This window comes from Magnetospira sp. QH-2, assembly GCF_000968135.1.
Classification (GTDB): Bacteria; Pseudomonadota; Alphaproteobacteria; order Rhodospirillales; family Magnetospiraceae; genus Magnetospira.
Map to the genome: position 1 here is coordinate 1,555,213 of NZ_FO538765.1, position 12,934 is coordinate 1,568,146.

Sequence of the window (12,934 nt, forward strand, 5' to 3'; positions counted from 1 at the left end):
GAATGGGGTAGGATGCCCCATGCCCATGATCATTGCCCTGATGGTGCTATTGTTGGTCTCACCCGCCCTGGCCGATCCTTTGGCCTGGAAAGGCGAATGGCCACGCACGGATTTCACCAGATATTCCATTGATTACAAAGAGATCCGCTCCGGCGGGCCGCCCAAGGATGGTATTCCGGCCATTGATCGGCCCCATTTCGTCAATGTTTCGGCGGTGCGGGGATTGCCGGGGACCGAGCCGGTCATTGGTCTGAAGCTCAACGGGGACGCCCGGGCCTATCCTCTGCGCATCCTCATGTGGCACGAGATTGTCAATGACACGGTGGGGACTACGCCGGTGGCGGTGACCTTCTGTCCCCTGTGCAATTCCGGGATCGTTTTCGATCGCCGGCTGGAGGGGCGGGAACTGGATTTCGGCACGACCGGCAAGCTGCGTCATTCCGACCTGGTGATGTACGACCGCCAGACCGAATCCTGGTGGCAGCAGTTCGTCGGCGAAGGAATCGTCGGCAAGATGACTGGCAAGAAACTGAAGATTCTGCCCGCGCGGCTGGAATCCTTCGACCAATTCCGCAAGCGTCATCCATTCGGCAAAGTACTGGTCCCGGAGAATCCCCGCGCCCGGGATTACGGACGCAATGCCTATGCGGGTTATGACACTCTTGATCGACCCTGGCTCTATGACGGCGAGATGCCCGATGGGATTGAGCCTTTGGCCCGGGTGGTGGCGGTGGGAGACCGGGCCTGGAGTCTGGCATTGATCCGCGAAAAAGGCCAACTGACCGACGGTGATTTTCGGCTCAGGTGGAATCCGGGGCAGAATTCGGCCCTGGATTCCAAGACCATCGCCGAGGGCCGCGACGTGGGTTCGGTGGTGGTCGAGATGCGGCGCGCGGAGGGTTGGCAGGACGTGCCTTATCACGTGGCCTTTGCCTTTGCCTTTCATGCCTTTCATCCAGATGCGAAAATCACCACTCGATAACTGGAAATCATGGTACCGTCCGCGCCGATTCTGATGAAGGAGCGGACCATGACCGGAGATTTCGTTCCCGCCGTATGCCCCCACGATTGTCCCAGCGCCTGCGCCTTGGAAGTGGAGCGCTTGGAACCGACGGAAATCGGCCGGGTACGCGGCGCCGTGGACAATCCCTATACGGACGGCGTGCTCTGCGCCAAGGTCAACCGCTATCGCGAGCGGACCCATCATCCCGACCGGCTGACCGAGCCGCTGAAGCGTGTTGGACCCAAGGGGGAGGGCGCCTTCGAGCCCATTTCCTGGGACGTGGCCCTGGATACCGTCGCGGCGGCTTTCCAAAAGGCCAGCGAGACCCAAGGGCCGGAATCGGTCTGGCCCTATTTCTACGCCGGCACCATGGGGATCATTCAGAGGAAGGGCATCCTGCGACTGCGCCGGTTGATGGGCTATTCGCAGATGGCGCGGACCATCTGTGCCTCGGTGAGCGGCGCCGGGCTGAATGCCGGACTGGGGATCGGCAAGGGCATTGACGGCCTGGAGATGGCCGAATGTGACCTGGCGGTCTTTTGGGGCACCAATCCGGTTTCCACGCAGATTCAGGCCATGCAGTTGGCCCTGGCGGCGAAAAAGGAAAGGGGCGCGCCCCTTGTGACCGTCGATCCCTACCGCACCCGCACCGCGGCTTTGTCGGACATGCACCTGATGCCGCGACCCGGCACCGACGGCGCCCTGGCCTGTGCGACGATGCATGTGCTGTTCCGCGATGGATTGGCGGACCGGGAGTACCTGGAGCGGATGACCGATTTTCCGGCGGATCTGGAACGCCATCTGGAAAGCCGCTCGCCTGAGTGGGCGGCGGCGATCACCGGCCTCGAAGCGACCGAGATCGAGGCCTTCGCCCAACTCTATGGACGGACCAAGAAGAGCTTCCTGCGTCTCGGCAACGGCTTCACCCGCCAACGCAACGGCGCCGCCAATTTGCACGCGGTGACCTGCCTGCCAGCCATCACCGGCGCTTGGCAGCACAAGGGCGGCGGGCTGCTGATGAGCAGCGGCGCGGCGTTCTCCCTCAACGTCGACCGGGTCGAGGGTCTGGATCAACCGGACAAACCGGCGCGGATCTTGGATATGAGCCGTATCGGCGATGTGTTGTTGGGGGATACCGAAGCCTTATGTGGCGGCCCGCCGGTTACCGCCATGTTGATGCAGAACGTCAATCCGGCGGCGGTGGCGCCTGAACTGGACAAGGTCCGAGCGGGACTGGCGCGGGAGGACCTGTTCCTCTGTGTCCACGAACAATTCTTGACCGATACGGCAAAAATGGCTGATATCGTCCTGCCCGCCACCAGCTTCGTCGAGCATGACGATATCTATACTTCCTACGGGCATTGCTATTTGCAGGCTTCGAGACAGATTATCGAGCCGGTGGGCGAGAGCCGCAGCAATCACCGGGTCATCGGCGGTCTGTTATCCCGATTGGGCGCGGACCATCCCTCCAACGCCATGAGTGCCGAAGACCTGGCGGACTTGGTGCTCAAGGATTCCGGACAACAAAATGGCTTGGATGGTGTGACCAAAGACCGTTGGGTCGATTGCCGGGAATCCTTTGAAGATGGCCATTTTCTCAACGGATTCGGACATCCAGACGGCAAGTTTCGGTTTGCCCCCAAATGGGATGAGATCGGACCCGACCATGCGGCCATGCCGCGCCTGCCCGATCATATGGATGTGTTAGAGAAAACCGACGACAGTCATCCATTCCGATTGGTGACCGCCCCGGCACGCAATTTTCTCAACAGCTCCTTTAGCGAGACCGAAACCAGCCGCAAGGCTGAAAAACGCCCGACGTTGCTCATCCATCCCGAAGACTGTGCGGTCTTGTCATTGGAGGAGGGGAGCCGGGTGCGGCTAAGTAACAAACGAGGCGAGGTAACACTTCACGCCAAGCCGTTCGACGGCCTGCAACAAGGTGTGGTGGTGGTGGAAAGCATCTGGCCCGCGTCAGCCTTCGAGGATGGTCGGGGGATCAATACACTGGTCGGCTCCGATCCCGTTCCTCCGGCTGGCGGCGCGGCCTTTCACGACATTGCAATCAAGGTGGAAAAACTGGCATGAGCAAGGCGCATATCATCGTACTTGGCAACGAAAAGGGCGGCAGTGGCAAGTCGACCACGGCGGTCCATCTGGTGGTCTCCCTCTTGCGTCTGGGTAAATCCGTGGCGACGCTGGATGCCGATCTGCGTCAGGGAACGCTGAGCCGCTATCTGGAAAACCGGGCCGCCTTTACCGAAGCCAATGGCCTGCCTCTGCCTTTACCGACCCATGTGCGGCTAACCGAGGACAGCGATTTCGAGGCCGACCTGACAGGCCTCGCCGCCGAGCATGACGTGGTGCTGGTGGACTGCCCGGGCCATGATACGGAGATTTCGCGCCTCGCCCATGCCCATGCGGATACCCTGATCACGCCGCTCAATGACAGTTTCATTGATCTGGATGTGCTGGCCCGCGTGTCCGCCGATGCCCACAAGGTGCTGGGTCTGAGCCACTATGCCGAGATGGTTTGGGAGCAGCGCAAGCGGCGGGCCATGGCCCGTGGCAATCCCATCGATTGGATCTTGCTGCGCAACCGGCTTAGTCATCTGGATGCCCGAAACAAACGCGACGTGGGCCGTATTCTGGAGGGCCTGGAGAAGCGGCTGGGCTTTCGCCAAGTTCCGGGCTTCGGCGAGCGGGTGATCTTTCGAGAGCTGTTCCCCAAGGGTCTGACCCTGCTTGATTTGAAAGAATCCCAAGAAGGAAACCTGACCCTGTCGCATGTTGCCGCGCGGCAGGAAGTACGGGCGATTGTGGAAGCTTTGAATCTCTAACCACCGGACGGTAGCCTATTTGTACAACTTAAGTAGAATGAACGGAGTATCCCGTAAGGATTCCCCTCCAGAGAGGATCGCGTGAGTCTACTATCCACCCTGACCTATACGAACTATCTGTTGCTGGTCATCCTGTGGGCGGCCATCTTGGGTCTGTACATGCGTCATTTGCGCAAGCAGGCCAAGGTGGGGCGGACGGTCAAGCTGCTGCTGATTATCCTCACCATCGATGCCTTTAGGACATTGTTTGAAAGCATCTATTTCGGGGTCAACCGTAGCGCGGACGTCGGGATCTTCCCTTATTGGCTGGGAGAAGTTCTCGATAAGCCGCATTTCATTGTCATCCCAAAGCTGGTCAATCTTGGCGCGGCCCTGTTGGTTCTGTTCGTTCTGCTGCGCAGGTTCTTGCCGACTCTTTTTGCCGAACAAATGGAAAATGAGGCTCTGATCACGCAACAGCAACGGGAGATCGCGGCGCGCCAGAAAATCGAAAAAGCCTTGATGGAGGAAAAACGCAAGGCCGAGGAATACCTGCATGTGGCCGGAGTCATGCTCATCGCCTTGGATCCCAATGGGCGGCTGACCATGGCCAACCGTATGGCCAGGGAGATCCTCGGATATGAGGAACTGGAGCTGCTTAACAAAGAATGGTTTGATCTGATTCCCGAAACGGAACGCTCGATTGTCCGGGATATGTACCGCGCCATGATCGAGCGCAGCGAGATGAGCGCCCCCCATTACCGCAACGCCGTTATGACCAAATCAGGGGAAAGGCGGATCATTGAGTGGCACAATATCTTTGTGCGCGATGGCGTCGGCCGGATCACCGGAATCCTTAGTTCGGGGAACGATGTCACCGAACTGGTGGAAATGGAGCAAGTAAACCGGGCGCTTAATCTGCGCAATCGACAAATCCTCTCGGCGGCGGGCGAGGGGATTGTCGGGCTGGAGGCGGATGGCTGCATTGGCTTCGTCAATCCGGCGGCCTGCAAGGCCTTTGGGCGCAGCGAAGCGGCTCTTGTGAACCAGCCATTCTCCCATCTGATTTGTGAAGCGCCCGAGGACGAGCGGGCGCAACCCAAGGCGAGCCAACGCTGTGCTCTTTTGGAAACCTTGGCGGACGGTCGTGTCATGCGGGCGGAAGACGAGACCTTTTGGCGCGGCGATGGGGCCTCTTTCCCGGTAGAATATGTTTGTGCGCCGATCATCGAGGGAGGAACCTTGACCGGCGCGGTTTTGGTGTTCCGGGATATCGGGCGGCGCAAAGCCATCGATATGGAACTGCGCCGCTCCAATCAAGAACTACAACAGTTCGCCTATGTGGCTTCCCACGACCTCCAGGCCCCCCTCCGCATGATTTCCAGCTATTTGAAACTGTTGTCGCGGCATGATGGGGGGCAATTGGACGAGAATGGTCGAGAGTATCTGGACCATGCCGTCGAAGGAGCCGGGCGCATGGACGGGTTGATCCGGGATCTGCTCGATTACTCCCGTGTCTCCACGCAAGGCCAGCCGATGGACGCGGTATCTCTAAACGACGTGGTGGACAGCGCGTTGACAACCCTGCGACTGGCCATCCAGGACCGAGGGGCTGAGGTTTCAGCGGATGATCTTCCGGTGGTGTGCGGTGATCAAGGGCAGTTGGTCCGCCTTTTCCAGAACCTGATCGACAATGCGTTGAAATACACACCTGAAGACCGGATTCCACAGGTCCAGATATCTCCAGCCCGGCGCACCGACAAATGGATCATCTCCGTCGCGGACAACGGCATCGGCATTGATGAACCGCATTTGGAGTCCGTGTTCGGTATTTTCCGCCGTCTCCATGCCCCGGGAGAGTTCGCGGGCAACGGGATTGGACTGGCGGTCTGCAAGCGTATCGTGGAACGCCACGAAGGAACCATCTGGGTGACATCCGAACCCGGTCGGGGATCGACCTTTCACTTTACCCTGCCGGTTTATCATGCTGTGGAGGCGGGAAAATGAGTGCCAAGGTTCCCGACTCCCATCCCGGGGGAGGCTCGGTGGAAAGCTTTCTTGATCATTTGTCCTCGGTGCCGCAACGGCGCTCGGATGGGGCGCTGGGGCGTCTGATGTTCGCCATGGATGCCACCGCCAGCCGTCAACCGACCTGGGACCGGGCGGTTTCCATCCAAGCCGAGATGTTCAAGGCCGCCGAACAAGTGGGCGGTCTGGAGATACAGTTGGTCTTTTATCGCGGATTTGGCGAGTTCAAAGCCAGTCCGTGGCTTGCCGATCCGACCAGGTTGGCCCATATGATGTCCAAGGTCTCCTGCCTGGCGGGAGGCACGCAAATCCGAAAGGTCTTGCGCCATGCGGTCAATCAGGCCGAGGCGGGATCTGTGAACGCCCTGGTTTTCGTCGGGGATTGCTTGGAGGAAGATGTGGACGCCTTGGGAGACGTGGCCGGAAAATTGGGCGTGCTCGGCGTGCCCGCTTTCTTGTTTCGCGAGGGAGCCGATCCGGTGGCGGCCTTCGGATTCGATCAAGTGGCCAAGCTGACCGGCGGGGCGAGTCTGGAATTCGACCCCAACAGCCCGCGCATGCTGGCGGACCTGCTCAAGGCCGTGGCGATCTTTGCTGCCGGCGGCCACCGCGCTCTTGATGATTTGGCCAAGGTGGAGGGCGGTGAAATGCTGCGCCTGACTCGGTCTTTCGGCGGTTCGAGGGACTGAGGCAACCATGTTACATATGCTGATTCTCGGACTGGCGCTGTTGGTCGTCGTTATGCTGGTATTGCGCTGGTACACGGGAGCGGATACCGCACAGCTCGTGAGCCTGCTCAAACGCGCCGGAATCGGCTTTGGCGTCGGTGCGTTGCTATTCATGGTGCTGACCGGGCGGTTGGCCTGGATGTTCGCGCTGTTGCCCTTGCTGGTTCCCTTGCTGCTGCGGGGCCGGAGCTTTTTTCAGCAGGCCAAGGCCTTTCGTCGCATGGCCTCGGCGGCGGCGGGGGGAAGCGGCGCCCGGCCTGGTCAACGCTCGGAGGTGGAAACCCGGTTTCTGCGCATGACGCTGGATCATGCCAGCGGGGAACTGGACGGCGACATCAAGGAAGGCCCGATGAAGGGGCGACAATTGTCGAGTTTGGGATTGGAGCAATTGCTCGAATTGCTCCGATTGTGCCAGACTGAAGACGATGAATCGGCAAAGCTTTTGGAAGCCTACCTGGATCGTGCCCGCACCGGGGACTGGCGGGCGCGATATCAGGAAAAAGGATCCCGCCGCGATACCGGTACCGGCTTTTCCGATGCCATGGATCGGGATGAGGCGGCGCGGATCTTGGGGGTGGCGCCCGGTGCTTCCATGGCGGAAATCAAGGCGGCCTATCACAGGTTGATTACCGCCGTGCATCCCGATCATGGGGGGTCGGACTATCTGGCGGCGAAAATCAACCGGGCAAAAGACGTGCTGCTCGGCCATTGAACGGATTGGGGCAGACCATGAAATCGAGAGCATCCTGGGGACTCGTTGCTGCACTGACTTTCGCACTGACGACAGCAGGTAAGGTCATGGCCGCCCCGCTGCCTTGTGACGCGGGCGTCTATTTGGATCAGCATCGCAAGGCGGTGTCTCTGTTCGAAAAAAAGAAATTCAAACAGGCCTATGATTTGTGGCAGCCCCTGGCCGAGGTCGGGTTCCCTCCGGCCCAGGCGCGCATGGGGTTTGTCTTTGCCAAGGGACTCGGCACCAAGAAGGACCTGGGCAAAGGCTTGTTTTGGTCGCTGATAGCCGCTGCCAACCATGACCGGAACGGGCGGGGGATTGCCGAGAAAATCCTGAGCAGCATGAAAAAGGATGTCGCGGCGAAGATTAGCGGCGAGGCCAAGGCCTGGACTCCCGATCTGCGATCCTGTCAACGCACCAAGGTCACTCCGATCAAGCGGCTCGGGTCCCATGAAGCCATCCTGGGCAGTGGTGTCCGGGTGGTTCTCGATCCCAAATTGTCTGATCAATCCATTGAAGGAATCTTCGGATTTCTCGAGCAGATTGATGGGGCCATTCAAAAGGACCATCCAAAACTGCGGCCTTATGTGGCGCTGATTGACCGGATGGACTATTTCGCCGTGCCCGAAGACCCTTTCGACCGATACGTGGGCTGGGCCCCGGACAAGGACAAGCATGTGCTGCAACTGTCCACGGGGGTTTTCATGGATGACAATCCCAACTTCATGATTTCGGCCATTGTGATGGAAACACGCCGTCGAATTTATGCGCTGCTGCCCCAATCCTATTTCGACGACCCGTTGGTTCGAACGCACAAGGGCATTCGTCTGGTTGGATCTATCTATGACGATGTGAAGAACGAAAAGTTTTACAAGATGGCCGCCAAGGCCATTGATCGGGGCGCAAAGTTGCCCAAGCGAGAAGCGGCGGCGCTCGCTGCCGTGGACGAAATTCGCTATAACCCGCAATCCAAACATTTCCATAAAACCGGTCGTATTGACGCCACAGGCGGATATTTCATGAAGGGGATCGGTGGGCCGGATAAGCGGGTGATTACTGTCCGCCGCGAAGCTCGATGGGCTAGCCCGGCTAGTTGGTTGTTGCTGTTCGTGCACGAAGGCACCCATATCCTGCAACAGGAAAAGGCGGAGTCCCACGAGCGCAAAATTGCCGCCGCCGCGGGAACCGCAACCATGAAAGACTATGTCCGTCGGTGGCGCGAAGGGGTGGAGCACAAGGGTCGCAACGTGAATGACATGAGCTTCGAATGCGAAGCGACGGAAAATGAGATCCGTGCGGCCAAGGCACTTGGATTTCCCGCGACGCTACTCAAAAGCTCCGGCTATCTCCATCTTTGCGACAAGGCCAAGAAAATGATGGTGAAATGGTCCGATGAGCGTCGCGCTCAATCAAAGAAAAACGCGCACTGATATGGCGGCCTTTTGTCCCACGTTTCATTTTTGAGCAAGCTCTGTCCACTGCTTGCAGGCGACAGCCGCCTGTGGCACAACAACACCCTGTATTAATTCTCGCTGGTTACCATTTATTCCGAATGAGGGGGTCATTCATGTCCAAGCCTGTGCGCAAGGCCATTTTTCCGGTCGCGGGGTTGGGAACCCGATTCTTGCCCGCCACCAAGGCCATGCCCAAGGAAATGTTGACCATTGTTGACAAGCCCTTGATCCAATATGCCGTCGAAGAAGCCATGGAAGCGGGGATCGAACAGATCATCCTGGTCTCGGGGCGCGGCAAGACCTCCATGTCGGACCACTTTGATCATTCCTATGAACTGGAACAGACTCTGCGGGCCCGGGGCAAGACCGAGGCCCTCAAGTCGGTGACCGAATGGCTGCCCAAGCCCGGTCAGGTGACGGTGATGCGCCAACAAGAACCTCTGGGGTTGGGCCATGCGGTCTGGTGCGCACGCAACATGATCCTTGATGAGCCCTTTGCCGTTCTGTTGGCCGATGACATGATCCTATCGAAGCCGGGTTGCCTGAAGCAGATGGTCGAGGCCTTCAATGAAACGGGCGGCAACATGGTTGCCGTGGAGGAAGTCCCGCACGAAAATACCAGCCGCTACGGTATCCTCAATCCGGTCGAAGACGACGGCAAAACCGTTCGAGCCCAGGGGCTGGTGGAAAAGCCCGATCCCAGTGTGGCACCATCCAATCTGGCGATTATCGGGCGCTATATCCTCCAGCCGGACGTGATGGTCGAGTTGGAGCGCCACGAGCGCGGCGCCGGGGGGGAAATCCAACTGACCGATGCCATGGCGCGGACCATCGACCGGATTCCATTCCATGGGCTGCGCTTCGATGGGCGACGATTCGATTGCGGCAGCAAGGAGGGCTTCGTGCAGGCCAACGTGGCCTATGCCCTCAACCGCCCTGATCTGCGCAATCGGGTCATGAATTCGCTCCAAGAGTTTTGTCGGCTCGAAAGCGACAACTAAGAAATTCCATTGATGACTTAAGCTAAGGGGAAAAGCACATGCATGTCACGATGATCGGCACCGGCTATGTGGGTTTGGTGTCCGGGGCCTGTTTCTCGGAATTCGGCCACGAGGTGATCTGCGTCGATAAGGACGCTTCCAAAATCGAGCGTCTGCTCAAGGGCGAAATTCCCATCTACGAGCCGGGCCTTGAAGATCTGGTGGCCCGCAATGTGGAAGCCGGGCGGCTGTCTTTTACCTTGGATCTGGCCGAAGGCATGAAGAATGCTGATGCGGTGTTTATCGGTGTCGGCACCCCAAGTCGTCGTGGTGATGGTCATGCGGATCTGTCTTATGTCTATGCCGCGGCCAAGGAAATCGCCGAGAACATGAACGGCTATACGGTGGTCGTCGATAAATCCACCGTGCCCGTGGGTACCGGCGACGAAGTGGAACGGATCATCCGAGAGACTCGTCCGGATGCCGATTTCGATGTCCTTTCCAATCCGGAATTCCTCCGCGAAGGCTCGGCCATCGAGGATTTCATGCGCCCTGACCGGGTGGTCATCGGTGCCGAGTCCGAACGCTCCAAGGACGTAATGCGCGAGCTCTATCGCCCGCTGTATTTGCGTGAGACCCCCATCGTCTTCACCACCCGCCGGACGTCTGAGTTGATCAAGTATGCCGCCAATACCTTCCTGGCCGCCAAGATCACCTTTATCAACGAAATCGCCGATCTGTGCGAGAAAGTCGGCGCCGACGTGCAGGCGGTGGCCAAGGGCATCGGCCTGGACGGTCGCATTGGCGGCAAGTTCCTACATGCCGGTCCCGGCTATGGCGGGTCGTGCTTCCCCAAGGATACCCGGGCGCTGGTCCATACGGCGCAGGATTACGATAGCCCGCTGACCATCATCGAGACCGTGGTCAAGGTCAATGACGATCGCAAGCGCAAGATGGCCGACAAGATCATCGCCGCCGCCGGTGGCTCCATCGAGGGAAAAACCATCGGTATTCTTGGTCTGGCCTTTAAGCCCAACACCGACGACATGCGCGAAGCCCCGGCCCTGGATATCGTTCCGGCGTTGCTGGAAGCCGGTGCCAAGGTCAAGGTCTATGACCCGGAAAGCATGGGAGAGGCCCGTGAGTTGATGACCCAGGACGGCATCGAGTGGTGCGACGATACCTACGACGTAATCGAGGGTGCCCATGTGCTCAGTTTCCTCACGGAATGGAACCAGTTCCGCGCCCTGGACTTTGATAAGGTCAAGAAGATGATGGCCGAGCCGGTGATCGTCGATCTGCGCAACATCTATACGCTGGTCGATCTGTCCGAGTTGGGCTTCGACTATCACTGCATCGGCCAAGCCTCGCGTCTGCGAAAGTAACCCGACCACGCGCCTAGGCCAGTAATCAGTACAAGCAGTACCGCATACCAGGAGGATCCGGGATGAGCATTCGAACCGTCGCCACCACGCCGTTCGAGGGGCAAAAGCCCGGAACCTCCGGTCTGCGCAAAAAGGTCAAGGTCTTCCAGCAGGAACACTATCTGGAGAACTTCATTCAGGCCTGGTTTGATACCCTGGAGGGCTTCAAGGGCCAAACCCTCGTGGTCGGCGGCGATGGACGCTATTACAACCGCCAAGCCGTGCAGTGCATCCTCAAGATGGCCGCAGCCAATGGTGTCGGGCGGGTGCTGGTGGGCCAGGGGGCCATTCTATCGACCCCCGCCGCTTCCTGCGTGATCCGCAAGCACCATGCCTTTGGTGGCTTCATCCTCTCGGCCAGCCACAATCCCGGCGGCCCGGACGAAGATTTCGGCATCAAGTACAACATCACCAACGGTGGTCCGGCGCCGGAAAAAGTTACCGAAGCCGTCTTCGCCCGCACCGAGATCATCGACAGCTACAAAATTCTCGAGGTCGAGGACCAGGACCTGGACCATGTGGCCTCGCATCGGTTAGGTGATATGACCGTCGAGGTCATTGATCCAGTGGAAGACTACGCCGAATTGATGGAACAATTGTTCGATTTCCCGGCGCTCAAGAATATGTTTGCCAATGGCTTTCGCATGAGTTTCGACGCCATGAATGCGGTGACCGGACCCTATGCCACCGAGATCCTTGAAGGCCGCCTGGGCGCCCCCCGCGGCACGGTGATCAACGGCGTGCCCCTGGAAGACTTCGGCGGTGGCCATCCCGATCCCAATCTCAAGCATGCTCACGAGTTGGTGGACATCCTGTTTGCCGACGACGCTCCGGATTTCGGCGCCGCCTCTGATGGCGATGGCGATCGCAACATGGTGCTGGGCAATAATTTTTTCGTCACCCCCAGCGACAGCCTGGCGGTGTTGGCTGCCAATGCGACTCTGATCCCGGGCTATAAAGATGGCATTGCGGGCGTGGCGCGCTCCATGCCCACCAGTGCCGCCGCCGACCGGGTGGCCGCGGAACTGGGCCTGAACTGCTACGAAACGCCCACCGGATGGAAGTTCTTCGGCAACCTGCTGGACGCGGGCAAGGCGACCTTCTGCGGCGAGGAGAGCTTCGGCACGTCCTCGGACCATGTGCGCGAAAAAGACGGTCTCTGGGCGGTATTGGCCTGGATGAACGTGCTGGCGGCGCGCCCCGGCGAATCCGTGGCACAGATCGTCCAAGGGCACTGGGAGAAATTCGGCCGTAACTACTACAGCCGCCACGACTATGAAGCCATCGACTTAACCGCCGCCAACGGCCTGATGGAGCACCTGCGCGCCAAGATCGCCGGTCTCGCCGGTCAGACTCTCGGAATCCACCCGGTGGCCGCCGCCGATGATTTCACCTACATCGACCCGGTGGACGGCTCTGTCAGTGCCCAGCAGGGCATCCGCATTATCTTCGAAGACGGCTCGCGCATTGTCTATCGCCTGTCCGGCACCGGCACCGAAGGCGCCACCCTGCGCGTCTACATCGAACGCTACGCCGCCCACCAGGCCGACCAGGCCCTGGACACCCAGGAGGCCCTGGCGGACTTGATCCAATTGGCCGAGGATATGGCGGAGATCGAAGCGCGGACGGGAAGGGCGGAGCCGACCGTGATTACGTGAGGGGGTATTTATAAGAAGGCCCCCCGCATCCTAGATCACGTCGTGTTTGATCGGATTCGATCAAACATGAAAAACGTGATCGATTCCAATAAGGTCGCGCGTGTCTA

The 12,934-nt window shown here is 59.3% G+C and carries 10 protein-coding genes; all 10 read left to right on the forward strand.

The features are described 5' to 3' along the window. The first annotated feature begins 19 nt into the window (after nt 1-19). The 10 genes from MGMAQ_RS07305 to MGMAQ_RS07350 all read left to right on the forward strand — a co-directional run bounded on the left by MGMAQ_RS07305 (nt 20) and on the right by MGMAQ_RS07350 (nt 12,827). Nucleotides 20-982, forward strand: coding sequence for a DUF3179 domain-containing protein (locus MGMAQ_RS07305; protein WP_046021018.1), 963 nt, complete (start codon nt 20-22; stop codon nt 980-982). Between the two features lie 48 nt (nt 983-1,030). Beyond that, on the forward strand, nt 1,031-3,091 hold the full coding sequence (locus MGMAQ_RS07310; protein ID WP_046023080.1) for a molybdopterin-dependent oxidoreductase: 2,061 nt from the start codon (nt 1,031-1,033) through the stop codon (nt 3,089-3,091). Next, nucleotides 3,088-3,843, forward strand: a complete 756-nt coding sequence (locus tag MGMAQ_RS07315) for a division plane positioning ATPase MipZ (protein WP_046021019.1) — start codon at nt 3,088-3,090, stop codon at nt 3,841-3,843. The genes MGMAQ_RS07310 and MGMAQ_RS07315 overlap by 4 nt, the downstream gene beginning before the upstream one ends. Nucleotides 3,844-3,924: 81 nt before the next feature. Continuing rightward, on the forward strand, nt 3,925-5,829 hold the full coding sequence (locus MGMAQ_RS19470; protein ID WP_052716219.1) for a PAS domain S-box protein: 1,905 nt from the start codon (nt 3,925-3,927) through the stop codon (nt 5,827-5,829). Continuing rightward, on the forward strand, nt 5,826-6,539 hold the full coding sequence (locus MGMAQ_RS07325; RefSeq protein ID WP_046021020.1) for a hypothetical protein: 714 nt from the start codon (nt 5,826-5,828) through the stop codon (nt 6,537-6,539). Before MGMAQ_RS19470 ends, MGMAQ_RS07325 begins: the two co-directional genes overlap by 4 nt. A gap of 7 nt (nt 6,540-6,546) precedes the next feature. Next, complete coding sequence (locus MGMAQ_RS07330; RefSeq protein ID WP_046021021.1) at nt 6,547-7,290, forward strand: DnaJ domain-containing protein; 744 nt, start codon at nt 6,547-6,549, stop codon at nt 7,288-7,290. Between the two features lie 86 nt (nt 7,291-7,376). Then, nucleotides 7,377-8,741, forward strand: coding sequence for a sel1 repeat family protein (locus MGMAQ_RS07335; protein WP_046021022.1), 1,365 nt, complete (start codon nt 7,377-7,379; stop codon nt 8,739-8,741). A gap of 137 nt (nt 8,742-8,878) precedes the next feature. Then, nucleotides 8,879-9,766: a UTP--glucose-1-phosphate uridylyltransferase GalU gene (galU, locus tag MGMAQ_RS07340; protein WP_046021023.1), complete on the forward strand. Its 888-nt coding sequence runs from the start codon at nt 8,879-8,881 to the stop codon at nt 9,764-9,766. Between the two features lie 38 nt (nt 9,767-9,804). Next, nucleotides 9,805-11,130, forward strand: a complete 1,326-nt coding sequence (locus MGMAQ_RS07345) for a UDP-glucose/GDP-mannose dehydrogenase family protein (RefSeq protein WP_046021024.1) — start codon at nt 9,805-9,807, stop codon at nt 11,128-11,130. A 62-nt stretch (nt 11,131-11,192) separates the two neighbouring features. Then, nucleotides 11,193-12,827, forward strand: a complete 1,635-nt coding sequence (locus MGMAQ_RS07350) for an alpha-D-glucose phosphate-specific phosphoglucomutase (protein WP_046021025.1) — start codon at nt 11,193-11,195, stop codon at nt 12,825-12,827. Nucleotides 12,828-12,934: the final 107 nt, after the last annotated feature.